We start from the raw sequence: 26,805 nt of genomic DNA on the forward strand, positions 1-26,805 counted from the left end.
GATGCGATCGGTGAGGTCAGCTTCAGCTGACGATGTAGACCGCGACACCAACGCATACTAGCCAGGCGACAGCGAGGACCTGCAGAACCCGGTCACCGAGGGCGATCTCTTCGGGTTCACCGGCCTGACCTCCGTCGACGTCGACGGCATAGCGCAAGATCGCGACAGTGAACGGCACCATCGACACCGCATACCAGACGTTGTTGCTGTGCCCGGCGTCCTTGTCGAAGGCCCACAGCCCGTAACAGAGGACCACCGCGGTGGCCGACAACGTCCACACGAACCGCAGGTAGGTGGTCGTGTAGTACTCCAGCGACTTGCGGATCTTGGCGCCGGTGCGCTCGGCCAGCTGTAGTTCGGCATAACGCTTGCCTGCGGCCATGAACAGCGAACCGAACGCCATCACCAGCAGGAACCACTGCGACAGACCCTTGGGCAGTTCGGCGGCCACGCCACCGGCGATGGCGCGCAGCAGGAATCCCGAGGACACGATGCAGATGTCGAGCACCGCTTGGTGCTTGAGGCCGAAGCAGTAGGCCAGCTGGATGGCCAGATAAATGGCGATGACCAGCGCGGTGTGCCAGTTGGCCACGAACGACACCCCGATGGAACCGGCGCCCAGCACCACGGCCAACCCGAACGCCAGGTTGCGCGGCACCACACCGGCGGCGATGGGACGGAACCGTTTGGTGGGGTGGGCCCGGTCGGCCTCGACGTCGAGGGCGTCGTTGACCAGGTAAATGCAGGAGGCGGCCATGCAGAAGGCGAGGAACGCGATGCCGGCGCGGCCGAGCACCTCGACGTCGTCGATCTTGCCTGCGGCCAGGGGTCCGGCGAGCACGAGGGCGTTCTTCACCCACTGTCGCGGACGTACCGCCTTGATCAGACCGGACACCAGATTCTTCGGCGGCCCTTTGACGGCCGTCTCGACCGGCTCCTCGCTCATCGCTCTCCCCTGCTCGCGCCGGTCACCCTCGACACTCTCGAGGTGACCGGCGAGGTCAGTCTCTCACTGCGGGTGGTGACCGCTGCGGTGGCCGCACCCAAGATGGCGCCGGCCACCACGTCGGTCGGATAATGCACGCCCAGGACCAGCCGCGACGCCGCCATCGGCGGCACCAGCAGCAGCGGCAACACCGCAGGCGGCAGTCCGGCGGCCCGCCCGAGCAGCACGGCCGCGGCGGTGGTGGAGGTGGCGTGGCTGGACGGGAAGCTCAGCTTGCTGGGGGTGCCCACCCCGATGGCGATGCGCTCGTCGTGGGGTCGCGGACGACGCACCACGCGCTTGACGGCCACCGAGGCGGCGTGGGCGACGAAGATGCCCAACCCCGCCTGCACCCAGCGGGCCTGGGCGGCGGAGTCGCCGCGGATCGCGGCCACCACGGTGCCTGCGGCGGCGGCGGCCAACCATCCGCCGGCGTGCTCACCGAGGTGTGAGAGTCCCCGTGCGCTGGGCAACACCCCGGCGCGGTGACCGACCGCCCGCTGGATGGTCACCAACGCCTGGGCCTCGCGCGGGCTGCGTGCGGTGACCGCCTCAGTCGATTCCGAAGACACGGGCCCAACTCTCCTTGCTGGTCAGTTCGGGCGCGGCGGCACGGTATCGCTCACGCAGAGCGGGAAATTCGTCGTTGAGCCGCTTGTGCAGGGCCAGCGACTCCTTGAGCAGGGCGGCCGCCTTGTCGCGGTCGCGTTGCCGGTAGACCACCCCGCGACCGTCGGCGGTGGTGACGGTCACCCCGTCCACCCGGCCCAGGGAGAACCACCGCGCCTCGATGGGCGGGAAGTTGGCCTGGGGTACCTGGTGGTGGCGAGGGTCGGCCGGGCGCAGGTTGTTCACCGCCACCTGGGCCAGCACCTTGGCCTTGGTCAGCGGGTTCAGCGGAATCTTGCGGCCCAGATGTGTTGCCGCGCCAGTGGTCCGGGGCAGCTCGGTGGCCGAGGCCAGCACCACCGCGTCGGGGTACTGCTTGCGCATCGCGATCACCTTCGGCAGCGCCGTCGGCAACAGCTCGGGCAGGTGCTCGGGGCCGGCCAGGAAGTCACGGATGGCCTCGATCTGGATGGCCACCGTCGAATACTCCAGGCACAGCAGGTGTTTGACCAACGCCTTGATCGAGGACTGGACCATCCCCCGGTGCGAGCGGTCCTGGTGGATGGCGGCCACCACCAACCGGTTGCGCAGGTGGAAGTAGGCCTGCCAGTCGATGGCGTCGTCCTTGTCGCTCCACGCCATGTGCCAGATGGCCACCCCGGGCATGGTCACCGTGGGGTAGCCGGCCTTGCGTGCGCGCAACGCGAACTCCCAGTCGTCCCACTTGATGAACAGCGGCATGGGCAGACCGATCTCCTGCGCGCACTGCCGGGGGATCATGCACATCCACCAGCCGTTGCCGTCGACGTCGATGCGGCGGTGCAGGTCCTTGGAGTGCTTGGTGTCGCGCAGCGGATACTTGGAGAAGTCGTGGTCGTAGGTGACGAACGGCGCCGAGGTCCACATGAAGGTGTCCCAGTTGATGGCCTCACCCATCGAGTGCAGGTGGCTGCGTTCCTGCAGGTTGAGCATCTGCCCGCCGACCAGCATCGGGTCGCGGGCGAACCGGGACAGCGCCAGCGCACGCAGGATGGAGTCGGGTTCGATGGCGATGTCGTCGTCCATGAACAGGATGTAGGGGCTGTCGGTCAGCCGCAGCGCCTCGTACATGATGCGGCTGTAGCCGCCGGAGCCGCCGAGGTTGCCCTGGTCGAAGATGTGCAGACGCTCGCCCAGAGCAGCTGCGGCAGAATCGAATCCGGGCTCGTCACGCACCTTCTTGGTGCCCTGGTCGGGCATGATCACCGCATCGATCACGCTGTCCACCAACGGATCAGAGGCCAGGGCGGCCAACGCGGCCACCGCATCGCCGGGTCGGTTGAAGGTGGGGATGCCCACGGTGACCCGCTTGGTGTCGGGCCCGCTGGGCACCGCGATGGGGGCGTACCAGCCGGCGGCGACGATCTCGACGGCGGTATCGGTGGTGACGTCGAACCAGATCCACCCGCCGTCCTCGAAGGGACCCAGGTCCAGCTCGAATTCGATTGCGCCCCGGTTGTTCTCGTCGGTGGCCACCAGGTCGCCGCCGATGGCGATACGCGAGCCGTCGATCTTGGAGCGGTACACGTCCACGCGGCAGGTACCCACCACCTCCACCCGCAGCACCACGCTGGTCAGGATCGACCAGCGCCGCCAGTACGAGGCGGCGAAGGCGTTGAAGTAGCTCTCGAAGCTCACCTCCGACTCGGCACCCAGCAGCACCGAGGTGCGGGTGGGTGCGTGGGCGCGGCGGCTGTTGGTCTTCGACTCGACGAGGTAGAGGGCGCGCACGTCCAGCGGTTCGCCCAAGCGCGGGAAGATGACCCGCTGCAGCAGGGTCTGGGCGCTATCGGAGATGCCGTCGGCGGAGAGCTCACGCGCGGTCACAGAAGTCATCGTCACTCCGAATCAACCAGCGGGGCACCAGAACTCAGGTGCGGCGCCAGCGTGTTGTCGAACATCGTCAACGCACTGGCGATGGCCATGTGCATGTCGAGGTACTGATAGGTGCCCAGCCGTCCACCGAAGAGCACCTTGTGCTGTGCGGTCTCGGCTTTGGCCCGCTCGCGGTACGCGGCGAGCTTGGCCCGGTCGTCGGGGGTGTTGATCGGGTAGTACGGCTCGTCGCCGGTCTCGGCGAACCGACTGAACTCGCGCATGATCACCGTCTTGTCGCCCGGGTAGTCACGCTCGGGGTGGAAGTGGCGGAACTCGTGGATGCGCGTGAACGGGACGTCGGCGTCGTTGTAGTTCATCACCGGGGTGCCTTGGAAATCCCCGGTCTCCAGCACCTCGGTCTCGAAGTCGAGTGTGCGCCAACCGAGTTCACCTTCAGCGAAGTCGAAGTAGCGGTCCAGCGGTCCGGTGTAGACGATGGGCGCCTCAGGGCTGGCCGCGGTCAGCTCAGCGCGCACGTCGAAGAAGTCGGTGTCCAGGCGCACGTCGATCAGTTCGTGGGCGGCCATGTTCTGCAACCAGGCGGTGTAGCCGTCGACGGGCAGGCCCTCGTAGGTGTCGTTGAAGTAGCGGTTGTCGAAGTTGTAGCGGACCGGCAGCCGGGTGATGTTGCCTGCGGGCAGTTCCTTGGGGTCGGTCTGCCACTGCTTGGCGGTGTAGTGCTTGACGAACGCCTCGTACAGGGGGCGACCGATGAGGCTGATTGCTTTTTCTTCGAGGTTGGTGGCGTCCTCGGTCTTGATCTCGCTGGCCTGCTCGGCGATGAGCGCACGCGCCTGCTCGGGGCTGAAGTAGCGGCCGAAGAACTGGCTGACCAGACCGAGACCCATCGGGAACTGGTAGGCCTGACCCTGGTACATCGCGTACACGCGGTGTTGGTAGTCGGTGAAGTCGGTGAACTGGTTGACGTAGTCCCACACCTTTTTGTTGGAGGTGTGGAACAGGTGCGCACCGTACTTGTGGATCTCGATGCCGGTGGTGGGCTCGGGTTCGGAGTAGGCGTTGCCGCCGAGGTGGTGGCGCCGGTCGAGGACCAGCACCTTCTTGCCCAGCTGCGAGGCGGCCCGCTCGGCGATGGTGAGCCCGAAGAACCCCGAACCCACGACGATCAGGTCATAGCGCGTTTCGTCTGCCACGAGGGTTCAGCGTAACGGACTTGATAAGGCCCTCGGTCCGGCTCGTCTGCGAGTGGCCCGAGGCAGGTGGAGTGTGAAGGTTGCCCCGCAACCCGGACCGTCGGTGGTTGCGGTCAGTGAGCCACCGTGTGCGTGCGCAAGCGAGCGGGCGATGGTCAGACCGATGCCACTGCCTCCGGTGGTGCTGCTGCGGGCGGAGTCGCCACGATAGAAGCGGTCGAAGACGTGATGGAGGTCCTCAGCGGCAATCCCGTCACCGGTGTCGGAGACGACGATGTCGATACCCCCTCCTGCCGTGGTCGCGTCGATCCGGACCGTTCCCCCCGACGGGGTGTGACGGATCGCGTTGTCGAGGAGGACGCAGAGGATCTGACCTATGCGGTCGACGTCCACGAAGACGTCGATGTCGACGACGTCGTCGACAGCAAGCTCGACGTCCGCATCGGCGCCGTGCGGACACGCAAGCGCCACCGCGTCGTCGACGACCTTGCGCACAGACACCGGTTGGACCGTGAGCACAACCTGCTCGTCGGCCGTCGACACCGCCCCGAGGTCCGCAGCCAGCCGATGCAGACGGCCGGCCGCGGCCCGGATCGTCTGCAGCGTCTGGGCATCGGGGTCCCGCACCCCGTCCTCGATCGCCTCGACTTGCGCGGTGATGGTCGCAACCGGGGTGCGCATCTCGTGGGCGAGGTCCGACATCAACCGTCGCCGCACACTGTCGGTCGCGGCGAGCCGCTCGCACAGCACGTTGATCGACTCACCGAGACGATCGAAGTCCGCGCCCAGTCCGGACGGTCCGACCCGGGTGTCGGGGCGCCCTTCGGCCATATCGGCGGTCGTCGACGCGACTGCGGCAATAGACCGCTGGATGCGGCGTGTGAACCACCACGCCACACCAAGGCTCAACACGACGGCGACGAGTAATGCCACGCCCAGCGACACTGCCAGCGCTGACGTGAACGCCCGATCGGCGTGCTCCACGCCCATCGGAAGATTCGCGACGCCCGCCTCCAAAAGGTGCTGGTGGAACAGGCCCGGCGCGATCAGCGCTGCGATCACCGCCGCCGTGACGGCTCCGGCTATCACCACCGCACTCTGCGCGAGGAGTAGCCGACGGGCGAAACCGAGACCAGCGCCACGGTTTCTGCTCATCGACCCGCTCCCATCCGATACCCGACGCCGCGGGCGGTGCGAATGTAGCGGCCCACCGCGGCGTCGTCGCCGAGTTTGCGGCGCAGATGTCCGACGTGAGTGTCGATCAGGTGCGGGTCGCCAACCCATCCGAGGCCCCAGACGTCGTCGATCAGCTGCTGGCGACTGAGCACGGCACTCGGTCGGGCCGCGAGCGCGGCGAGCACGTCGAATTCAGTTCGCGTCAGATGGATCGCAGCCCCGGCGACATGAACCTCGCGCGCGTCGAGATCGATGAGCAGATCGCCGATCTGAAGGATGTTCTGGGGCCGACCCTCCTGTTCCACGCGAGGCCGTCGCAGCATCGCCTGCACGCGTGCGGTCAGTTCGCGGGGTGAGAAGGGCTTGGTGACATAGTCGTCCGCGCCGACCCCGAGTCCGACCAGGGTGTCGACCTCATCCGAGCGCGCGGTGAGCATCACGACGTAAGCATCGGAGAAGGTTCGCAGCCGTCGGCACACCTCGATGCCGTCGAGACTGGGCAGGCCGAGATCCAGCACCACGACCCGAGGGTCAATCACACGGGCTCGTTCAACCGCGACGAGACCATCGATGACGTGCTCTACGTCGAAGCCAGCTCTGTCGAGGTACGAGACGACGATCTGGGCGAGGTCCATCTCGTCCTCGACCACCAGGGCACGAAGGGCCGCGCCGGCCTCGTCGACAGCCATGCCGACATCCTCGCCAAAGCGACGCCGGTCTGTCGAGCGGATCGCGTTGGTTCAAGGATCTCCATCGAATCTCCATCATCTGTCGATCAGACCTCGACACCTAGTGCCGATCATCGGTGACATGAGTCAGAACCGTCGTCCACACCTTGTCCGACGCGCAGCGCTGTCGATGACCGCTCTCGCCGTCGGCGCGACCATCGCGGTCGGAGGCTGCGGGAGCTCGTCCAACGACGTGTCGACGCCCGCGAGCTCGTCATCGACCTCGACCGAGTCGCACAACGCCGCCGACACGATGTTTGTGCAGATGATGATCCCGCACCATGAGCAGGCTGTGGCGATGTCGAATGTGCTGCTCGCGAAGTCCGGCATCGACTCCCGGGTGGTGGTGCTGGCGCAGGAGATCACGGCTGCCCAGGCTCCGGAGATCGCGACCATGAAGCAGTGGGCGTCGTCATGGGGAGTCTCCACCGGCTCGGGCATGTCGATGGCTGACGGTTCCATGAGCCACGGATCGATGGACCATGGATTGGCCGCTGGGTCCTCGATGTCAGGGATGATGTCCGCCGACGACATGAAACGCCTTCAGTCTGCGCAGGGTGCCGATGCCGCGAAGCTGTTCTTGAACCAGATGATCGAGCACCACGCCGGTGCAATACCCATGGCACAGAACGAGATCCGCAACGGCAAAGACGCCGCCGCGAAGGGGTTGGCAGAAGCGATCGTGGCCACACAGCAGCGCGAGATCGAGACGATGAAGCAGTTGCTCACCCAGGTGTAGACCTGGCAGTGGTGTTCGTCGAAGCGGACTCGCCGGGCCACTACGCGTCCCGTCCGTCCCGCCAGAACAGAGCATGTATTCGATACGGCCAAGTGGAGTGGCACCACCGGCCATCAGTCGATGAGGCACCATGACGGAGTGTCGGAATGCCGACCGCCGTAACGCGTCGGCTAATGTGAAAAAGTGAGCACCTAGTCGATACTGAGACGAAGACTGCGTAGGTCCATGGTTGCGCAGAACGTGCGGTGCGCTCGGCTCTGATGCGCGATTTGGCTATACTTCGAAACGACTACGCCCACAACGGCGGTATCGCTAGCTCGAAGCAGAAGAAGTGTCAGCGACTCAAGTGGTTCGAGCCGGGCCAGCGAATGCAACCATTGCAGCATCATTACCAAGAGCTGTTCGAAGAGTGCGAAATAGAACGAGTGGCGTTGGCCTCTGCGCCTAATGCCTATAAGACGAACAAGGTCGAGCTCAGAGGAAACGTGCCGCTCGATATAGTGGATAGCTTCAGGAGCACAACGGCCGCTCTGGGTGTCGGTACAGATGAGGCGCTGGCCGCCGCCGTGGCGGGCTGGTGCGAATCCAACGAGTAGAACGAACAGGGGACACCACGCCCGTGACGACCTCACGCACCAACCTCTGATTCCACCAGCTCCTGAGTCCGACCTGAGCGTTTTGTGCTGGCAGGTGCGCTTCTATGGCATCGGTTAACAGATGCAGGGACGCGAAGCCCAGGGGTGTGCGAGGTGGGCAATTCAATGGGAATACCTATGTTATCGGACGCCCTATTGTAGTGACGATAACCATTGTTCAACGCTGTCCGCCTCTACTTCAAAATCTGACGGATCCAAATCTGCCAGGTCAGAGCTATACACTGAACTGTCGCCCTCATCTTGGTTCAGAAGGAAACCGCGTCCACCACTATCATCCCCGATCAAGATGTACCCAGGACTGTATATGTGCAGTTCAAAGGTAGTGTTTCTCTCTATGATGTCGGATACGCCATACACATTGACTCCAGATGGCATCATGAAGCCATCTGTTTGACCATACAGGGCTAGCAAGGAGTCAGGAACCGTTACCTTGCGCTCTAAGTTGCTTATTTCTTCCTGCGAGGATGGCTGCCTGCTGGCCCCGATATTTAGGATCGAATCTATGTTCATCAAAATCTACACCCATGTGAGTGAGGTAAAGAAGCAGCTGGCTACGGCAGGCTTGCGCCGTTCACCGCGCTGGCAGCCCGGCATCCGCGGTCGGGAATCCCAGCGTGCCCTCGGCGCCCTGAGCGATGAAGTCCGACAACGCTTTTCCAGCCAGCACGTGGGCACCGGTGCCGGGGCTGTAATAGAGGTTGGCGCCGGCGAACTTCTGCACCACTCCCCCATTGAGGGCCAACACCGGGCCCAGCGCCGATCCCAGCAATCCCGTAGGTCCGCCGAACTCGGCGATCTTGGCGTCGATGGCGGCGATGGCGTTCTTGATCAACTCCGCGATGGGCCCAGACAGATCCAGCGGGTTGGCTGCGGTGGCCGGCGTGGCAGGCGCACCCGAAGCCGGCGGGGCTGCGTTCGGCGGGGACGTGGGCGCCGCACCGGGAACCGCGCCGCCGACCGCGGCCAACAACGCGTCGATCAGGGTGGGCAGCAGTCCGGCTGCGTTCACGCCGCCGAAGGTCGACGGGCCGGTACCGCTGGGCAGCCCGGGCAGACCCGGCGCGGCCGGACCCACCCCGGCGGGCGGGGCCACGATGCGTGGCTTGGGTTGTCCGGACACGGTGAACCAGGCCGATTTCAGTTGCAGCTTGGTGCGCACCTCGTCGCCGGTGGTCTCCACCGTGCGCGAGGTGCCGCTGATGCGGACCTTGGTGGCCCGACCGTTCTCCGCACCCAACCCGTTGGCCTCGATCACCTCGATGCTGCGCAGCGAGCCCACCCCGAACGCCGAGGCGATACTGCCTGCACCCACGGTGGCGGTCCAGTCGTGATTGGGCGACTCGATGTCGCCGTCGTCGATGACCGCCGGGAAGTTGATGCCCGCGGTGTACCCGCCGGTGGACGAGGAGAACTCGGTGAACGCGGGAGCACCGTTGACGGTGCGGATGACACCCGCGGTCGCATCGGCGGCGGCGTTGGTGCGCGGATCCTCACCGGCGGCGCCACCGTAGACCTGCGACATCATCGTGTCGTCGACCTTCTTGCCCTTGGCGGTGGCAGACAACACATAGGTTCGGGCGGCCACGGCCTGCGCCTTCAACGCCTCGGCGCCGCCCGAGTCGGCCCAGCGGGCCGGGCTCTCCTTGGGTGTCACACCCTTGACGTAGTCGTCGAGCGCCACCACGTTGACCACCCGGTTGCCGTCGAAGCCCAGCGAACCCCGGTAGGACGTGCCCGAACCGCAGAACGTCAACCATTCGGCCGCCGGACGATTGGGCCCCGCCGTGATGGGGTCGACGAACGGTTTGGGCAGGGCGACGGTCCGCACCACCGCACCACCGCAACCGGCAGTGACGGTGGCCGTGCCCCCGGAGATCGAGACCGCCTGTCCCGGATCGACCCGCTGCCCGGCCACCGACAGCCCCGCGGTCGCGCGCACCGACACCGACGACTGCCCGGTGAGCGCGACGGTCACCGTCGCGTTCGGATCGGCCTTCGCCGACGCCGTGCCGCCGTAGTAGTGCGCCAGGATCTGATCGGCGGTCCAGCCCTTCTTCGCGTACCCGTACGCGCCGTACTGGCCCATGCCCCGTCCGTGGCCGAGTCCATGTCCGATCAGGGTGATCTCGCTGCCCGCCGACAGCGACACCTGCGCGCGGTGGGTGGTCAGCGCGCCCAGCCCGAGGCCGGCGGCGATCAGCGCGGGGGTGAGTCCGATGCCGACAAAGGTGAGCGTGCGGCGGTTGGCGGCCCGTCGTGGCATCGCGGTGGTTCCTAACGTCTGGGGTCTGGGGCCGACCCGGTCAACAGCAGGCCGACCCGGGGTGACAGCAGACTCATCGACATCGACAGGTCGGCTGTTACGCATGGGACCAAAGTGACTCTAGGTGCTGATCCCCATTCTCAAAAGACGACTTGAGTCACAACAGCATCACGAGTTACACGCCACGCCGGGCGCGGTCGTGGACTTACCGCGCGGACGCAGACACGATGTGGCGGTTCTCCCCGGTACCTGCGGAGACCCTTGTTCGGGGGAATCGGCGCTGCTCACACCGGGGTGAGGCTCGGACATCCCGGGTCCCTGACGCTCACAGCAAGGGAGAACGCGGTGCGCTACCGCCCCTCGAAGCCATCGGCTGTACTGGCCACCGTCGCCGCGGTGGCCGTCACCAGTCCGCTCGCCGTCCACGTCCTCGGCACCTCGCCGGACAACACCGTCGAGCATCGGTCCCCGGCGGCCACCGCCGGCATCCCCACCAGCATCGATCAGATCCGCCTCGACAGCGTCCCGTCGATGGTGCTCGACGTGGTGCGCTCCGGGTTGGCCGCCGTCGGTGTCACGCTGCCCCCGATCGACCTGACCACGTTCAACCTCGACGACGTCGGCCGCCTGCTGCCGCCGGGGGTGCTACCCGACGGGATACTGCCTGCTCGCGCACCCGACACGCAGGGTCCGCAGCCCGCCCCCACCGACCCGCGTCGACCCGTCTCCGCCCAGATCCCCGCCGGCGCGGTGGTCAAGGAGATCACCCGCCCCGACCCGTTCTCGATGATCGCGCTGACCTGGAAAGACATCTCCGACTCCGCGGCCCGCGGCGTGTCCGGCACCAGCGCCGTGGTGCGCGCCCGCAAGGCCGACGGCTCGTGGGGCCCGTGGATCAACGCCGATCCCTCCGACGGGGGCGACCCGGCCCGCACCTCAGGCCGTCCGAATGAGCAGACCGGAACCGAGCCGGTGTGGGTGGGCGACACTCGCGCGGTGCAGGTGGTGGTCACCAAGAAGGGTGTGGCTGCAGCGGCACCGGTGGGCAGCACGCCTGCGCCCACCGTCGGTGCCACCACCACCGTTCCTGCGCCGCCCGCCCCGAAGCCCCCCGTCGACCGGGCACCGGCCAACAACGCACCCGAGCGCGGTGACCCGGTGGCCCCGCGCGATTACCGGTTGCCGCTGGAGCCGCCACCGGTACCCGCAGGCCCGTCCGCGGCTCCGGCACCGTCGCCCAACCCGCTCGAGCAGGTGTTGACCACCCTGTCGGCTGCGCTGATCAACCCCGGCACCGCCTCACCCATCGCCCCGCCACCGGCGGGGGCGGCACCGGTGTTGCCCGGTCAGCAGCCACCGATCATCACCCGCGCGCAGTGGGGGGCCGACGAGTCCAAGCGCTGCGACCAGCCCACCTACGACCCGGTGCTCAAGGGCGCGGTCGTGCACCACACCGCAGGCAACAACGACTACACGCCCGAGCAGTCGGCGGAGATCGTGCGCGGCATCTACGCCTATCACGCCCAGACATTGGGGTGGTGCGACATCGGCTACAACGCCATCGTCGACAAGTACGGGCAGATCTTCGAAGGCGCGTTCGGCGGCCTGGACAAGAACGTCCAAGGCACCCACACCGGTGGCTTCAACCGGGAGACCGTCGGGGTGGCCATGCTGGGCAACTACAACGACATCGCGCCCACACCTGAGTTGATCCGCTCGGTGGGCAGCTTCCTGGGGTGGCGGCTGCGGCTGGCCGGCCTCGACCCCAAGGGCACCGCGCAGCTGGTGTCGCAAGGATTCGACACCGCCAAGTTCGGGGCCGGTGAGACATCCAACCTGCCCATGATCAGCGGCCACCGTGACTACGACAACACCGAGTGCCCCGGCGAATTGGGTTACGCAGCCTTGCCGCAGATCCGGGAGGTGGCCGCGGGCAACGTCACCGCAGCCCAACCCGCGCCACCTGCCGCCGGTCCCGCGAGCCCGGCACCCGCGCCCGGCACCGCCAACGCCGGTCAGGTGTTGACCATCGGCGACCTCGGCGCCATCGCCCAGAAGTGGCTGTCGCTGGGTGGGCCCGGCGGAATCCTGGGCAACGCCCTGAGCACCGAGAAGACCGTCGCGGGCAGCGAGGTGAAGTCGGTGGACTTCCAGAACGGGCAGATCGTGTGGTCTCCGACCACCGGCGCGCAGCCCCTGCTGGGCGCGATCGGCAAGGCGTGGACCTCCGCAGGCGCCGAGACCAGCTCGCTGGGTCTACCCGTCTCGGGTGAGAACACCGCAGTCGACGGCGTCATCACCCAGGCGTTCCAGTTCGGCACCCTGGTGTTCAACCGCGCGACCGGCGTGGTGGTTCAGGTCGTCAAGGCGTTCATCGACGAGTTCATCCGCAGCATGCGCGGACAGAGCGCACCGGGAGCCGCGCCTGCGGGTGCGCCGACGACTGCCGTACCGGTACCACCGGCCGGCTGACCGATGCAGCAGGGCCCGCCCCGGCGTCCGGGGCGGGCCCTGCTGTCGTCGAGGGGGCGTGCAGCCTACTTCTGCTCGATCGGGTCGTCGGACGACGCGGTGCCCGCGTCGCCGGTACAGGTGGCCTTGAGGGTGGCCTTCCAGCCGACGGTGTCGGGCTTGACGACCGGCTTGGGCTGCGGCACGCACGCCTGATCACCGTTGATGCGCACGGAGTTGAACAGGTAGAGGTTCACCTGCGCCACGATGACAGCGATGTCGGGGGTCGGGGCGTAGCGGCCCACGAACTCCTTGGTGTAGGTGCCCGGCGTGGGCGCGGTGGCCGTGGTGTCGGGCGTTTTCGGTGCGTCGGGCGCGGCGATGGCCACACCGGCTCCACCGGCCACCGTGGCAGCCACGGCGAGTCCGACGACTGCGGTACGGAGAGTGCGGGTACGTGCTGTGGTGGTCATGGCGCCCAGTGTTCCAAATAGCAGGCGCAAGTGCCACCGGCTGCACACGAACTGTGACAGTGACAGCCCCGAAGCTGAACAAGTTGTGATCCAACAAAATTCACCCATAGCGGACAACGCGCCCAGGTGAGGGGGTGCTCAGCCGAACCAGCGCGCCAACACCCGACCCACGCCGTCGTTGTTGTTGTGGGTGGCGATCTCGTCGGCGGCAGCCTTGGCGGCGGGGTGGGCATTGGCCATCGCCACCCCGCGGCCCGCCCATCGCAACATCTCGATGTCGTTGGGCATGTCGCCGAACGCGATCACCGACGCCGTCGACAGCGACGCGATCTGCGCCAGCGTCTGTAGTCCAGTCGCCTTCGTCACCCCCGGTGTGGCCAGTTCGACCAGACCGTTGTCGGTGGAGAAAGTGACCTCCACCAGGTGACCCAGCTCGCCACGCAACCGCGCGGCCATCTCGGTGCTGGTCATGCCGGGCTTACGGATCAGCAGCTTCACCGCAGGTTCGGCCACCACCTCGTGGTCACCCACTTCGATGTGGTCGGGGTTGAGCCAGGCGTGCTCGTAGTCGGCGCTGGAGATGAACGGGCTGACCGCGTCGTGCGCGCCCTCGCCCACCCGTTCGGCGGCCAGGCCGCACCCGGGGATCAGTTCCTTGGCCCGCTCGGCCAGGACGCTGAGCACGTCAGGTGCCAAGGTGGAGCTGTAGAGGACCCGGTCGGCCACGATGTCGAGGATGATCGCACCGTTGGCGCACACCGCGTACTCGGCCACCCCGTCCAGCTGGGCGGCCACCTGCGAGATCCACCGCGGTGGGCGGCCGGTGGCCAACACGAACGGGGTACCCGCGGCCCGGGCATTTGCCAACGCACGCAAGGTGATCGGTCGAACGGTGTCGTCGTCGTCGATGAGGGTGCCGTCCACGTCGCTGGCGATGAGGGTGGGCGGGCCGAACCTGTGGCGGCGCATGGGTCAACGATCTCGTTTCTTCGGGGACAGTCTCTTCCACCATGGTCGGGCGGAATTCGCTTGCGCTGCTCTACGTTCGGCGCGCAGCTCCGCTTTCAGCTGCGCCTCTTGTGCCTCGATCTCATGGGCTCGCTCCGGCGTGGGCGCGCTGCCCCCCATCGCCGCGGGCACCCACGGTGCACCGGCTGGATGCGGTCCGTAATCGGCGCGCACCGCATCCAACATCGCACCCATCACCGACTTCAACTCGGCGGTCTGTCTCACCGGGTCGGCATCGGGCGGCACCGTCATCAGATCACCGAAGCGCACCAGGACCGGGATCTTGGCTCGACCCATGGCACGCGGCATCCCCTTCGTCCACTGTCGGTGCGCACCCCAGACGATGGTGGGAAGGATGGGGACGCGAGCCTCCTGTGCCATCCGCACCGCGCCGGTCTTGAACTCCTTGAGTTCGAAACTGCGACTGATGGTGGCCTCGGGGTACACGCCGAGGGCGTATCCGGCCCGAAGCTCGGCCACCGCGGCGGCATACGCCTGGGACCCCGCCGACCGATCCACCGGGACGGTGTGGGTGTGGTTGATCAGGAACCGCACCGGTGGCACATCCATCATCTCGGACTTGATCAGGTAGCGGATGCGGCGACCGGCGCGGTAGGCGCCCAGGGCGGCCGGGATGAAGTCGACGTAGCCGGTGTGGTTGATGGCGACCACCAACCCGCCGGTCGACGGGATCTTCTCCACGCCCTCGATCGTCAACCGGGTGCCCTGGACGGCGACCAGCGCGTGCGCGGCGATCTCCAAGCTCCGATAGACCGGTTCCATGGTGTAGAGCGTAAGGGGATCCGAGCCTACGGGGCTCAGTCCCCGGGATTGTCGCGGTTCGCCCGGCGCGCCGCCTTCTCGGCCGCTTCGGCGGCGTCGAGCGCGTTGGCCTCGTCCAGCGTCGGGGCACCACCGCCGAGCCGGGCGGGCACCCAGAACTCGCCCGCCGGATGCGGACCGTAGCGCTCCTGCACCGCGTGCAGGGTCTCGGTCATCACGTCGTGCAGGCGCGTGGTCAGCTCGTCGGGGGTGCCGGTGGGCTGCAACGCCGGGGCCACCCCGATGTGGATGGGCACCTTGGTGCGACCCAACCGCTTGGGATGGCCTTTGGTCCACACCCGCTGGGCGCCCCAGATGACCGTAGGCACGATGGGCACGCCCGCCTCCAACGCCATGCGCGCGGCACCGGACTTGAACTCCTTGATCTCGAAGCTGCGGCTGATGGTGGCCTCGGGATAGACGCCCACCAACTCGCCGCGCGTGAGATAGTCGACCGCCGCCCGGTAGCTCTGCGCGCCCGCCGCGCGGTCCACCGGGATGTGCTTGAGGGCCCGCATGATGGGGCCGGTGCTCTTGGAGTCGAACACCTCCTTCTTGGCCATGAACCGCACCTTGCGGCGCCCATTCATGAACGCCGGCAGCCCCGCGTAGGTGAAGTCGAGGTAGCCGGTGTGGTTGATGGCGATCACCGCGCCGCCGGAGCGGGGCACGTTCTCCTCGCCGGTCACGGTGAACTTCAGGCCTTGGGCGGCCCACATCGTTCGCGCGATGGCGATCACGGTGTCGTAGACGGGTTCCATGCGCGACAGCGTAGTGCGGCGCACGCGACCGACGATCAGGGATCGACTGCGGTGCTCACCTGATGCCGACGCTGCGCGCCGCGGCGATACCCTGAACCGCAGACCCGACACGACCACATCTCGGGTGGGAGGAGCAGTTTCCATGCAGATCACCAGCGTCGGACACGCCGGCTTCCACATTCAGACCGCCGCCGGATCCATCCTGTGCGACCCGTGGGTGAACCCGGCCTACTTCGCCTCGTGGTTCCCGTTTCCCGACAACACCGAGCTCGACTGGACAGCGCTCGGCGACTGCGACTACCTCTACGTCTCGCATCTGCACCGCGACCACTTCGACGCACGCAACCTCACCGAGAACGTCAACAAGGACGCTGCGGTGCTGCTGCCCGACTTCCCGGTCCCCGACCTGAAACGCGAACTCGAGGCACTCGGGTTCCACCGGTTCATCGAGACCACCGACTCGCAGAAGATCACCGTCTCGAGCGACAAGGGCAGCCTCGAGGTGATGATCGTGGCGCTGCGGGCTCCGGCCGACGGGCCGATCGGCGACAGCGGGCTCATCGTCTCCGACGGCGAGACCACCTGTTTCAACATGAACGACGCCCGCCCAGTGGACCTCGACGCCATCTCAGATGCGTTCGGCCACATCGACATTCATCTCCTGCAGTACTCCGGCGCCATCTGGTACCCGATGGTCTACGACATCCCCCGCAAGTCGAAGGCCAACTTCGCCGCACAGAAGCGGCAACGCGGCATGGACCGGGCCCGGTCCTACATCGAGCAGGTCGGCGCCACCTGGGTGGTGCCCTCGGCCGGTCCGCCGATGTTCCTCGACGACGAACTGCGCGCCCTCAACGACACCGGCGAGGTGGACGACAAAGGCCGCCCCACCAGCATCTTCCCCGACCAGGCCACCTTCTTGGACCAGATGCTCACCCACGGCACCGACGACGGCACCAAGCATCGGGGCCTGATGATGGTCTCGGGTTCGACCGTCGAGCTGCGTGGCAGCGAGTTGGTGGAGCTGGCCCACCCCTACCCACCCGAGCAGGTGTTCGGCGAGAACAAGGCCGCCTACCTGGAGCGGATGGCCGACAAGTTCGCCCCGGTCATCGCGGCCGAAAAGGCAACGTGGGCAACCGATGACGGCGAACCACTGCTACCGCCGCTACGCGAACTGTTCGAACCGATCATGGCCGCCAGCGACCTGATCTGCGACGGCATCGGTTACCCGGTGGGACTGGAGATCGGTGAGCAACGCGTGGTCCTCGACTTCCCCAACCGCACCGTGCGCGAACCGAAAGAGGGAGAAGGCAAGTACCGCTACGGTTTCCGTATCGCGCCAGAACTGGTGCGCACAGTGCTGCGCGACAACGAGCCGGACTGGGTGAACACCATCTTCCTGTCCACCCGCTTCTCCACCTGGCGCATCGGCGGCTACAACGAATTCCTCTACACCTTCTTCAAATGCCTCACCCCCGAACGAATCGCTTACGCCGACGGCTGGTTTGCCGAGGCGCACGATGACACGGCGTCAATCATCAAGGACGGCTGGGAAATTCAGCGTCGGTGCCCACACCTCAAGGCCGACCTGTCGAAGTTCGGCGTCATCGAGGGCGAGAAGTTGACCTGTAATCTGCACGGCTGGTCGTGGGATCTGGCCACTGGCCGATGCCTCACCTCCAACGGTCACGAACTGCGTTCGTCGAAGGCGTGATGGGCGCAGACTGGCCTTTCGTTCGAACACGAAAACAGCTGGCTCGCAACACGATTTCTTAAACCCAATAACTAACGTATTGGGCCAGTAAACAATTCGGTCGAAACCCTGGCTACATGTCCGTTTTGTGTGTTATCTACCTCTGTGGAGGATTTGCCCAGAGAACCCGCGACCACTCGCGAGTCCCGTGAAGTCTGCGCGCTGCGGTGAATCGAAGGCTTCGTCGGAGGGGGAATCCGGACATGAGCGGAACACGTCGATCTGCACGAGTCGCGGCACGCAAGAAGGCCGCACGGGCCCGCAACACCGCCGTGGCCCGGCGCTCGGCCGCCGGGGCAGCGATCGCAGCCAGCGTCATCGCCGGCGGCGGTGTGGTCTCCACCGATCTGGCCGACGCGGCACCGGAGTCGACGACAGACATCACCCTCGCCGGTTGGACCGGTGGCGGCGTGTTCTGGTCGCTGCCCACCCCGTGGGGCGGATCGGTGACGGCGAACCTGCGCACCGGCACCACCCCACCGTCGGTGTCGGGGCAGTCCTCGGTTGCAGCCCAGGCGACCGGGCCCGTCCAGTCGGTGACCACCACCCAGGCCGTCACGCCGCGCGCCGGCAAACACCGCCGGGTCGATCGCACCGCCCCGCCGGCCGGTGGTCCGGCGTCCTCGCCGATCGCCGGGCTGGCCGCGTTGATGAGCTCCACCCCGTCGCCCGGGACCGGAACCGCTTCGGTGCCCACCGACCCGACGAGCCCCACCTCGACCGTGTTGTCCAGCGTGCGAACCACTTTCGCGACCCCCATCACCCCGCTGGGGGTCAGCCTGGCCGCACCGACGGCCACACCGCCCGGGCTGATCACCACCTCGGGCCCGCTGCTCAACCCGCTGGCCCAGTTGATCGCCGCACTCATCGGTGACGGCGCCGATGCCGCAGCCGACTGCGTGGCGCAGGCGTGCAACGGCGGTAACGGCGGCATCCTGTTCGGCAACGGCGGCAAGGGTGCCAACGGCGGTCGTGGCGGCAACGCGGGACTGTTCGGCAACGGTGGTGCCGGCGGCAACGGCAACGCCGCCGGGGTGGCCGGCGGTGCGGGCGGCAACGGCGGATTCTTCTCCGGCAACGGCGGCGCCGGTGGCAACGGCGGGATCGGCGCCGACGGTGGCGCGGGCGGCAACGGCGGCTTCCTCTCGGGCAACGGTGGTGCTGGCGGCAACGGCGGCGCCGGTGTCGCCGGTGTCGCGGGCACGGCCGGTGTCGTGGGTGTCGTCGGCGCGACCGGCGCCGACGGCGACGCGGGTGCAGTCGGTTCGGCGGGCGCGGCTGGTCAGGCTGGCGCCACCGGCACCGCAGGTGCCGCGGGTGTCAACGGCGCCAACGGTGTGGACGGCGTGAACAGCACCAGCAACACCAGCCAGGCCGCACCGGGACCCGCGGGAGGGGACCTGACCGGACAGAGCGGGATCACGACGGCCGGCGCCGGCGGCGCTGGAGCGAATGGCACCGTGCCCGGACAGCGCGGCGGCGACGGCGGGACCGGTGGAACCAACTCCGCGCCCGCGGGGATCAACTCGGGAGGCAGCGGCGGTGCCGGCGGCAACGGCGGTCCCGGAGCAACCGGTGGCAACGGCGGCGCAGGTGGCTTCGCGGTGAACGACAACGGCATCGCCATCGGCGGTGCCGGTGGCGCCGGCGGTACCGGTGGCGCGGGCGGTGGCGCAGGCGGCAACGGCGGGGTGGGCGGCACTGCTCGCGATCCGGGGCTGTCGCTGGCCAACGGTGGCACCGGCGGCACCGGGGGCAAGGGTGGAACCGGTGCCGCCGGTACTGCCGGTGCCAACGGCTCGGCCGGGGGCGCAGGCGGTCAGGGCGGCGACGGCACGGCCGGTGGCGTCGGTGGAACCGGTGGCAATGGCACCGCAGGCGCCGCCGGCGGGACCGGAGGCGTCGGCGGGATCGGCGGTGCGGGGACCGCGGGGACTGCCGCCGGAGCCGGCGGAGCCGGCGGGCGCGGCGGACTCTTCGGTAACGGCGGCGCCGGGGGCAGCGGCGGTGACGGCGGTGACGGTGGAACCGGAGGCGTCGGCGGGACCGGCGGGACCGGGGGCACCGGTGGGACCGGCGGCGCGGCAGGCAACGGTGGCGTCGGCGGGACCGGCGGAGCCGCGGGCGACGGCGGTGTGGGCGGCACCGGCGGTAGCGGCGGCAACGGCGGCAACGGTGCGACGGGCGGCCCCGGCGGCAACGGCGGCAACGGCGGCAATTCGGCCGGCGACGGTCGCGTCGGCGCGGGTGGAGGCGCGGGTGCCGGCGGCGACGGCGGGGCTGGTGGTGCCGCGGGCACGGGCGGCGCCGGTGGCATCGGAGGTGCAGCCGGACAGGCCGGTGCTGGCGGAACCGGCGGCGCGGCAGGGAATCCGGGTGCAGGCGGAGCCGGCGGCCCAGGCGGCGCAGGCGGGGCCGGCGGGGTCGGTGGGGCCGGCGGCTCCGGTGGTGCGGCAGGCGCGGCTGGTGCGGGCGGAGTCTTCGGACGCACGGGCACCGCAGGGACGGCCGGAGCCAACGGCTCCGCCGGGGCAACCGGCGCGGCCGGGAACACAGGTGCAACCGGCCAATCCGGTGCGACCGGGGCGACCGGTTCCGCAGGTGCGACCGGCGCCTCGGGTGCAGCGGGCCAGGCTGGTGCCACGGGGAACGCCGGTGCCAACGGCACCGCCGGGGCTGCCGGGGCGACCGGCGCGTCGGGTCAACCGGGGGGCTCGGGATCGAAGATCCCTCGTTGACCGGATCGAAGATCCCTCGTTGACCGGATCGAAGATCCCTCGTTGACCGGATCGACGATCCCCGGCTGACACCGGGCCTGTGGTCGAGCGCGATCAGCCCGGCGTGATCGGCATCACACGTAGCAACATCCGTTGTCCAGGTTATGCTTGCCTTACCGAGGTGAGCCTTTCTTTCCCGGCTCACTCCCAAGGAAGTGGTGGACATGTCGTTGATGACCGAGCAGCTGGGTAACCGCACGATGGTCGAGCCGGCCGAGCTCGACCGCGACGTGATGTCGGTTGCCGACCTACGGCCGGGCCAGCGCGCGCGGGTCACCCGCTTGTGCGCCGACGCCGACGCCGCCACCGCGCGTCGCTACTTCGACCTGGGATTCACCCCCGGCGCTCTCATCATCGCTCAGCGTCGGGCGCTGTTGCGCGGCCCGGTGGTCCTACGGGTGGCCGGTTACGACGTGGCGCTGCGCCGAGCACAGGCCAGCTGCATCAAGGTCGAAGTCCTGGACCACTAGCCACGCATCACAGCTCGGTAACGGGGGCGCCAACCCGCCGGGTGTCCGAATCGATGTCATCACAATTCGCGGGTCCGACTGCCCCACAAAATAGCCTCTGAACTGCACAAACAGCCTTTTTCTCGGCATTTCGTCATGCTGCAGGATTCCAGCTTGGATGTTGTTCTTGTCTCATGGCTCCCGATCGCACCGTACTGGTCGCGGCTCCGCGCGCGTTCTGCGCCGGCGTGGAGCGCGCCATCGACATCGTCGAGCGTGTTCTGGCCACCCATCCGCACCCGGTCTACGTGCGCAAGCAGATCGTCCACAATGCACACGTGGTGGCCGACCTGTCGGCCCGCGGCGCGATCTTCGTCGAGGATCTCGACGAGGTTCCCGCCGGCGCCACCGTGGTGTTCTCCGCTCATGGGGTCTCCCCCGCCGTGCGTGCCGAGGCCGACCGCCGCGACATGACCGTCTTCGACGCCACCTGTCCCCTCGTGGCCAAAGTGCATACCGAGGTGCAGCGGTTCGCCGCACGCGGCGACACCATCCTGTTCATCGGTGAAGCAGGCCATGACGAGACCGAGGCCACCCTCGGCGAGGCGCCCGAGCAGACCATGCTGGTGCAGACTGTCGACGATGCGCGCACCGTGCAGGTCCCCGACCCCACGCGCGTTGCTTACCTCACCCAGACCACGTTGGCGCACGACGAGACCGCCGAGATCATCGCGGCGCTCTCCCGACGGTTCCCAGCGCTGCGAGGCCCGGGCTCCGACGACATCTGTTACGCCTCCACCAATCGGCAGGCCGCGTTGCGTGAGATCGCCGAGACCTCAGATCTCGTCCTGGTGGTCGGTTCGATCAACTCGGCCAACACCGCCCGCCTGGTCGACATCGCTCGCCGCATGGGCACCACCGCTCACCTCATCGAGGATGTCGGTGCCATCGACGAGCGGTGGTTGATCGGCGCGATGACCATCGGGGTCACCGCAGGGGCATCGGCGCCGCCTGCACTGGTGGACGAGGTGATCGACAACCTGCGCCGTCGTGGCAACGTCGTCGTGCGCGAGGTGGTGGTGGCGCGCGAGACTCTCACCTTCGACGTGCCCGCCGGCCTGCGTCGGCTGTCGGTCAGCTGACGCAGGCGGCGAAACGCATCAGCCTGCGGCCTGCTGGGTGTAGGGCACGCGGGTCCAGCTCAGCACGTCCGTGGCGCCGATCGGGTTGACCGTCACCCGCAGGTAATCCTTGTTGTTGGACGATCCGTCGACGGTGACACGGGTGAGGTTGTCCACGCCGGCCGAGAGCCCGTAGAACGAGAGCCATTTGGATCCGGGAGCCAGTGGGTTGTCGGAGTTGTAGACGTGGCTGTCACCGTTGAACAGGTACACCGGCTTGCCGAATGCTTTCGACTCCGTCGCCAGCGCCTGCACCAGCGGCGCGAACGCACCCGCGTCGTTCTGGGTGACGTTGACGGTGGGGTCGAACATGTCGGCCTGCAGGTAGAACGCCACCGCACGCTGACCGGTCTTGCTCGCCACAGCAAAGGTGTTGCGCACCTGGGTGATCGCCGCGTCGATCCGTTGCTTCTCGTCGGCGATCTGCTCGGGGGTCGCAGCGGTCTTCCCGATCCCGGTCCAGGGCTGCAGGTCGTCGTTGCTGCCCACCACGTGCAGCGTTGCCATCCCGACCCGCGCGCGCGTCAGGGACACGTTCTCGGGTACCCCGATCGCCGCCTGACTGGCCACACGGATCGATTGCCGGCCCAACGTGCGTCCGGGCCGGTCAAAAAACACCGAGCGGACCTTCGCCAACCGTTCCAACGGGTTGAACGCACCGTTGTTCGCGCGGTGGCAGTCGGTCCACTCGTTGTCGCCGGGGGTGTAGATCAGTGGCTTGGTGAAGGTGTCGAACCCTGTGCGGATGAAGGAGAAGTAGTCGTCGGAGCACTGCGACGAGCCGTTCTTGATGTCGCCGAGGTGGAAGGTGAGCGACACCGCAGGATCGGCGTTGATCTGGGCGATCCACTTGTCGAACACGTCGATCTGCGCCTGGCCGTAGGGCACGTCGCCGATAACGGCGTAGGTGTAGCTGCTGCCGGCACCGGAGCTGCCGAAGTCGATGCCGCCGAGGATCGGATCGGCAGAAGCAGGCGCGGCCGCCACCCCCAATCCGACCAGCGCGCAGGAGGTGATCACCGAGAGTCGTCTGAACACAGATGTCATCGGACCACCGTGTCCAGGCCAGGTGAACAGCATCTTCTCGACGGGTTACCACCCGGTGGCGCACTCCTGTCGGGTCACCCTGCAACCCGTCGAGTGGGCGGTAAACCCCGTCGAGTGGGCGGTAACTACCGACCGCCGCTCTCGATCTCTGCCATCCGAGTACGCACCAACTGCGCGATCACATCAGTGTCCACGGGTTCGTCCAGCGGCAGATGTACTGCGCCAGAGGTGGTTCGGAATCGTTGCAGCACCTGCGGCAGGGTAGCGATCACCCCGCCACTGCACGGATAGAACCCATCATGCTTCTTGGCCGCGGCGTATGCGGCCAGATGCTTTGTATGCCAACGGAACCCGGGCATCGCATAGAGCATGTCCTCGACAGCGTCCGGGGCGGTGGCGACGATGGCGGCCCGGATCGTCTCCATTCGCTCACGGCGGGACGGGTCCAGAGCCGCCAGATACGTCTCGATACGTTCGGCTGTACTCATGAGCCACGGTGTTCGATCAGCCACCGCGTCCCCTCATCTGCGGCCTGTCGCAACGCTTTTCGCTCACCGACGTAGTCGGCGGCCGCACCCACCACGGGCAGTTTGCTGAACACCTTCGACACCCGGCCCGGACTGGGTCGCTGTGCCAGTTCGCTGCTGATGCTGCGCAACACCTTGGCGGCCTTCCACATTCGTCGGGCCACCTCTCGCGCCGAGCGCGGCACGCGACGGTCCTCGTCGGTGATCGGTTCCTCATCCCGATCGGGCTTGACAGCCACCACGATCGGTGAATCGCCCGGTTTCACCAGCGAGACCTCGGGCTCTGATTCGGCCAAAAGCGTTGCTGAATGCAGATTCCGATTGCACAACACTGCGGCCAGCAGGTCGGTCTGGGTGTGGCGGTCATCGACGCCATAGGCCTGGGCCACCGCACACAACACGAACGCCTGCTGGGTGAACCCCAGCAGGTCTTGGACCGGCAGCCGGTCGGCCACGGCACCGAACACGCCGGGATAGGCCACGATCACCGTGGTCACCGCGCCCATACGGTCCACCCACCAGTCGGCTCTGGCGGCCTCATCGGCGCTCTGCCACGCCGGTGAACCCGGCGCACCGATCGCGCTGCCCACGATGGCCAGCCGGCCGGCCGCCAGCGGGCCGTCGTCGTGGGCCAATGCGGCCAGCACCGGGGCCGCCAATCCGGTCACCCGATGCAGCGCGCGGGCTACCCGCAGGTCGTCGAGACGGGGCATAGATGGGTCCTCAATGGTTGACCGGCATGATGCCCAACAGCTTACGTCCCGCGCCCATCGCCGGCGGCGCAGCAGTGCGCACCGCGCGCAAAGCCGGAAAGCGTTCGCGGACAGCACTTTCAAACCTGTCGGTCAAGGTCACCTCGGACGCCGGGCAGTGCGCACAGGCGCCCTGCAGTTCCAGGGTGATCACCCGATCGGCGATGTCGAGCACCCTCAGACCACCGCCATGCGAGGCGATGAACCGACCGACGTCACCGGCCAGCACCTCGTCCACCGCGGCGCGCAACACGTCGTCTGGGGTGCCGACGGTCACCGGCGACCACTCGTCGGGCTGGGCCAACGCGTGCTGCAAGACAGTACGTACCCGAGCGCCCTCGATGCGCCATGACCTGTTGGGACCCAACGTGGTTCGTAACGCCACCGGCTCCATCACCAGCGCCGCCAGCACCCCCTCGTCGAGGAGCTGCTGCACTGCCGCTGGAGCCGACCCGACCGGGCCGACAAAACCCACGGTGCCCGCGGGCATCACCCAGCGCAGGTCGGTGGAGTCGTCCACGGCCTCTGGATGAATGGCCACGATGTCGGTCATGGTCAGGTGACCGCCGAGACCACGGTGTAGGCCAGAAACGACATGATCCAGGCGAGGGCGAACATGTAGCCGAAGGCGATCACCGGCCACCGCCAGGTGCCCGACTCGCGGCGCATCACGCCGATGGTCGACATGCATTGCAGGGCGTAGAGGAAGAACACCATCAGTGCAGCCACCACCGGAGCGCTGAACAGCTTCTCGCCCTTACGATCTCCGCTGGAGACCGTCATCTTCTCCAGTGCGTTCTTGGGGTCGTCGGGGTTCTCGGCCGCAGCCACCTGACCCAGTGTGGCCACAAACGTCTCGCGCGCCGACAACGATGCCAACACCCCGATGTTGATGCGCCAGTCGAAACCCTGCGGCTCGAAGACCGGCGAGATGAACTTGCCCACCGAGGCGGCGAAGCTGTGGTCGATGACGTAGGCAGAGGTGGCTGCGTCGTCAGCGGGATCGATGCCTGCCTTCGCGAAGTCGGCATCGGAGCGGAACGGGACGTTGAGCAGCACCCACAGGATGGCGGTGGTGGCCATGATGATGACCGCCACCTTGCGCACGAACCCGCGGCAGGCGTCCCACACCGACAGCGCCATCGACCGCATCGAGGGCAACCGGTACGGCGGCATCTCCATGTAGAAGGGCAGCAGAGGGCCGGTGCCACGTCCCAATCGCGAGAACAGTGCCGCGGTCAGCATGGCCGACACCGCGCCACCGATGTACAGACAGAACATCACCAGACCCTGAGCCCCAACGGGTCCCACGCGACTCGACGAGTCGACCAGCAGGCCCGTGAGCAGGATGTACACCGGCAACCGTGCCGAGCAGGTCATCAGCGGAGCGGCCATCATGGTGGCCAACCGGTCGCGAGTGGACGGCAGCGTTCGCGTGGCCATGATGCCGGGGATGGCGCACGCCAGCGACGACAGCAACGCCACGAACGCGCGACCCTCCAGACCGACGGTCGACATCAACTTGTCCATCAGGAACGCCGCGCGCGCCATGTAGCCCACGCCCTCGAGCAGCGCGATGAGGATGAACAGCAGCGCGATCTGGGGCAGGAACACCAGCACCCCGCCGACACCGCCGATGAGTGCGTCGGCGATGAAGCTGGCCAGCCATGGCGGGCCGACATGATCGTTGACCAGTCCGGACAGGTAGGCGAAGAACTCTTCGACGTATCCCTGCAGCGGGGCGGCGACGGTGAAGATCACCTGGAAGAACGCAAACATGGTGGCGAAGAAGAACAGCGACCCCCACACCGGGTGCAGCAGCACCGCGTCGATTCGCCTCGTGCGCGAATCCATTTGTGGCAGAACATACTTCGATGCGCGCAGTACCGATTCGATCCAGGTGGTCACCTCCTCGGCTGCGGTCGGCGGGGCCACCGGTGGGGCCGGCCACTCGTCGGGCCGAGCCATCAGCTCACGCAGCTCGGCGAGTTGTTGGCGTCGGCCGCTGGTGACGGTGACCACCGGGGCGCCCACCGCTCGCGCAAACGCCTCGACGTCGATCGATCCCTGTCGTCGGGTCAGTTCGTCGGAGAACGTGAGCACCACGCACACCGGCACACCGGTGCCCTGAACCTGGGCCAGCATGCCCAGCGAACGCCGCAATGTGGTGGCGTCGAGGGTGACCAACAATCCATCGGGGGTGTCGATGTCGGTATGGGCGGGGTCGAGGACGTCGGCGACGATCTGCTCATCGGGACTGATGGCGTCGAGGCTGTAGGTGCCCGGGAGGTCTTCGACGATGATCTCGGAGTCGCCCACACGGGTGCGGCCCTCGTAGCGCGCCACGGTGACGCCGGGATAGTTGCCAGTTTTGGCTCGCAGCCCTGTCAGCGCGTTGAACAGGGTCGTCTTGCCCGAGTTGGGGCTGCCGACCAGGGCCAGCCGAATGTCGGCAGCGAGGGTGGCGGTGCCCCCGTCGCCGTGCGGTCCACAACTCATCGAGTGCTGCTCCTGGTCGGGTGTCGGACACGGACGTTTGTCCGTGGTCAGGTAAGGCTGCCCTGACCACATCGA

24 protein-coding genes are annotated in these 26,805 nt (G+C 67.5%); 7 read left to right on the forward strand and 17 right to left on the reverse strand.

Annotation, left to right across the window (positions count from 1 at the left end; translation table 11 throughout):
* Nucleotides 1-22: 22 nt before the first annotated feature.
* Genes KIK15_RS12475 through KIK15_RS12500 form a run of 6 tightly spaced genes read right to left on the reverse strand, consistent with a single transcriptional unit; the run spans nt 23 to nt 6,530 of the window.
* Complete coding sequence (locus KIK15_RS12475) at nt 23-946, reverse strand: decaprenyl-phosphate phosphoribosyltransferase (RefSeq protein ID WP_214244929.1); 924 nt, start codon at nt 944-946, stop codon at nt 23-25.
* Nucleotides 943-1,557 (reverse strand): phosphatase PAP2 family protein, encoded by a 615-nt coding sequence (locus KIK15_RS12480; protein ID WP_214244931.1) that lies wholly within the window; start codon nt 1,555-1,557, stop codon nt 943-945. Before KIK15_RS12480 ends, KIK15_RS12475 begins: the two co-directional genes overlap by 4 nt.
* Nucleotides 1,538-3,469 carry a glycosyltransferase gene (locus tag KIK15_RS12485; RefSeq protein ID WP_250324574.1) on the reverse strand — a complete coding sequence of 644 codons (1,932 nt, stop codon included), beginning with the start codon at nt 3,467-3,469 and terminating at the stop codon, nt 1,538-1,540. The genes KIK15_RS12480 and KIK15_RS12485 overlap by 20 nt, the downstream gene beginning before the upstream one ends.
* Nucleotides 3,470-3,471: 2 nt before the next feature.
* Nucleotides 3,472-4,665, reverse strand: a complete 1,194-nt coding sequence (gene glf / locus KIK15_RS12490) for a UDP-galactopyranose mutase (protein WP_214244933.1) — start codon at nt 4,663-4,665, stop codon at nt 3,472-3,474.
* 6 nt (nt 4,666-4,671) lie between these two features.
* Complete coding sequence (locus KIK15_RS12495) at nt 4,672-5,820, reverse strand: cell wall metabolism sensor histidine kinase WalK (RefSeq protein ID WP_214244935.1); 1,149 nt, start codon at nt 5,818-5,820, stop codon at nt 4,672-4,674.
* Nucleotides 5,817-6,530 (reverse strand): response regulator transcription factor, encoded by a 714-nt coding sequence (locus tag KIK15_RS12500; RefSeq protein WP_214244937.1) that lies wholly within the window; start codon nt 6,528-6,530, stop codon nt 5,817-5,819. Before KIK15_RS12500 ends, KIK15_RS12495 begins: the two co-directional genes overlap by 4 nt.
* A gap of 121 nt (nt 6,531-6,651) precedes the next feature.
* Here KIK15_RS12500 and KIK15_RS12505 point away from each other — a divergent pair, with 121 nt between their 5' ends.
* Both KIK15_RS12505 and KIK15_RS12510 read left to right on the forward strand, forming a co-directional pair.
* Nucleotides 6,652-7,308: a DUF305 domain-containing protein gene (locus tag KIK15_RS12505; RefSeq protein WP_214244938.1), complete on the forward strand. Its 657-nt coding sequence runs from the start codon at nt 6,652-6,654 to the stop codon at nt 7,306-7,308.
* A gap of 245 nt (nt 7,309-7,553) precedes the next feature.
* Nucleotides 7,554-7,904: a hypothetical protein gene (locus KIK15_RS12510; protein ID WP_214244940.1), complete on the forward strand. Its 351-nt coding sequence runs from the start codon at nt 7,554-7,556 to the stop codon at nt 7,902-7,904.
* A 192-nt stretch (nt 7,905-8,096) separates the two neighbouring features.
* On the opposite strand, the gene KIK15_RS12515 is transcribed toward KIK15_RS12510, so the two are convergent.
* Both KIK15_RS12515 and KIK15_RS12520 read right to left on the reverse strand, forming a co-directional pair.
* On the reverse strand, nt 8,097-8,474 hold the full coding sequence (locus tag KIK15_RS12515; protein WP_214244942.1) for an SMI1/KNR4 family protein: 378 nt from the start codon (nt 8,472-8,474) through the stop codon (nt 8,097-8,099).
* 61 nt (nt 8,475-8,535) lie between these two features.
* Nucleotides 8,536-10,227: a SpoIID/LytB domain-containing protein gene (locus KIK15_RS12520; protein ID WP_214244944.1), complete on the reverse strand. Its 1,692-nt coding sequence runs from the start codon at nt 10,225-10,227 to the stop codon at nt 8,536-8,538.
* A 396-nt stretch (nt 10,228-10,623) separates the two neighbouring features.
* Here KIK15_RS12520 and KIK15_RS12525 point away from each other — a divergent pair, with 396 nt between their 5' ends.
* Nucleotides 10,624-12,699 (forward strand): N-acetylmuramoyl-L-alanine amidase, encoded by a 2,076-nt coding sequence (locus tag KIK15_RS12525; RefSeq protein ID WP_307851872.1) that lies wholly within the window; start codon nt 10,624-10,626, stop codon nt 12,697-12,699.
* Nucleotides 12,700-12,764: 65 nt separating this feature from the next.
* Here the strand turns inward: KIK15_RS12525 and KIK15_RS12530 are convergent, their stop codons facing one another.
* The 4 genes from KIK15_RS12530 to KIK15_RS12545 all read right to left on the reverse strand — a co-directional run bounded on the left by KIK15_RS12530 (nt 12,765) and on the right by KIK15_RS12545 (nt 15,742).
* Nucleotides 12,765-13,151 carry a hypothetical protein gene (locus KIK15_RS12530; RefSeq protein WP_214244948.1) on the reverse strand — a complete coding sequence of 129 codons (387 nt, stop codon included), beginning with the start codon at nt 13,149-13,151 and terminating at the stop codon, nt 12,765-12,767.
* A 138-nt stretch (nt 13,152-13,289) separates the two neighbouring features.
* Entirely contained in the window at nt 13,290-14,120 is an 831-nt protein-coding gene (locus KIK15_RS12535) for an HAD family hydrolase (protein ID WP_214244950.1), read from the reverse strand.
* A 3-nt stretch (nt 14,121-14,123) separates the two neighbouring features.
* Nucleotides 14,124-14,942 carry a 1-acyl-sn-glycerol-3-phosphate acyltransferase gene (locus KIK15_RS12540; RefSeq protein ID WP_214244952.1) on the reverse strand — a complete coding sequence of 273 codons (819 nt, stop codon included), beginning with the start codon at nt 14,940-14,942 and terminating at the stop codon, nt 14,124-14,126.
* 35 nt (nt 14,943-14,977) lie between these two features.
* Nucleotides 14,978-15,742, reverse strand: a complete 765-nt coding sequence (locus KIK15_RS12545; RefSeq protein ID WP_214244953.1) for a 1-acyl-sn-glycerol-3-phosphate acyltransferase — start codon at nt 15,740-15,742, stop codon at nt 14,978-14,980.
* Nucleotides 15,743-15,884: 142 nt separating this feature from the next.
* Here KIK15_RS12545 and KIK15_RS12550 point away from each other — a divergent pair, with 142 nt between their 5' ends.
* From KIK15_RS12550 to ispH, 4 genes are all read left to right on the forward strand, one after another.
* On the forward strand, nt 15,885-17,459 hold the full coding sequence (locus KIK15_RS12550) for a Rieske 2Fe-2S domain-containing protein (protein ID WP_214244955.1): 1,575 nt from the start codon (nt 15,885-15,887) through the stop codon (nt 17,457-17,459).
* A gap of 242 nt (nt 17,460-17,701) precedes the next feature.
* Complete coding sequence (locus KIK15_RS18620) at nt 17,702-20,236, forward strand: PGRS repeat-containing protein (RefSeq protein WP_214244957.1); 2,535 nt, start codon at nt 17,702-17,704, stop codon at nt 20,234-20,236.
* A 203-nt stretch (nt 20,237-20,439) separates the two neighbouring features.
* A complete protein-coding gene (locus KIK15_RS12560; RefSeq protein WP_214244959.1) occupies nt 20,440-20,745 on the forward strand; it encodes a FeoA family protein in 306 nt (101 codons plus the stop codon).
* Between the two features lie 173 nt (nt 20,746-20,918).
* Nucleotides 20,919-21,866 carry a 4-hydroxy-3-methylbut-2-enyl diphosphate reductase gene (gene ispH / locus KIK15_RS12565; RefSeq protein ID WP_214244961.1) on the forward strand — a complete coding sequence of 316 codons (948 nt, stop codon included), beginning with the start codon at nt 20,919-20,921 and terminating at the stop codon, nt 21,864-21,866.
* Nucleotides 21,867-21,884: 18 nt separating this feature from the next.
* Here the strand turns inward: ispH and KIK15_RS12570 are convergent, their stop codons facing one another.
* From KIK15_RS12570 to KIK15_RS12590, 5 genes are all read right to left on the reverse strand, one after another.
* Nucleotides 21,885-22,952, reverse strand: coding sequence for a metallophosphoesterase (locus KIK15_RS12570; RefSeq protein WP_214244962.1), 1,068 nt, complete (start codon nt 22,950-22,952; stop codon nt 21,885-21,887).
* Nucleotides 22,953-23,077: 125 nt separating this feature from the next.
* On the reverse strand, nt 23,078-23,440 hold the full coding sequence (locus KIK15_RS12575; protein ID WP_214244964.1) for an iron chaperone: 363 nt from the start codon (nt 23,438-23,440) through the stop codon (nt 23,078-23,080).
* Nucleotides 23,437-24,192, reverse strand: a complete 756-nt coding sequence (locus KIK15_RS12580; protein ID WP_214244966.1) for a hypothetical protein — start codon at nt 24,190-24,192, stop codon at nt 23,437-23,439. Before KIK15_RS12580 ends, KIK15_RS12575 begins: the two co-directional genes overlap by 4 nt.
* Before the next feature lie 10 nt (nt 24,193-24,202).
* Complete coding sequence (locus KIK15_RS12585; RefSeq protein WP_214244968.1) at nt 24,203-24,784, reverse strand: NifU family protein; 582 nt, start codon at nt 24,782-24,784, stop codon at nt 24,203-24,205.
* A gap of 2 nt (nt 24,785-24,786) precedes the next feature.
* Nucleotides 24,787-26,730, reverse strand: coding sequence for a ferrous iron transporter B (locus tag KIK15_RS12590; protein WP_214244970.1), 1,944 nt, complete (start codon nt 26,728-26,730; stop codon nt 24,787-24,789).
* Nucleotides 26,731-26,805 lie beyond the last annotated feature (75 nt).

Origin of the sequence: Williamsia sp. CHRR-6, from assembly GCF_018474015.1 — a bacterium.
Taxonomy (GTDB): Bacteria; Actinomycetota; Actinomycetes; order Mycobacteriales; family Mycobacteriaceae; genus Williamsia_A.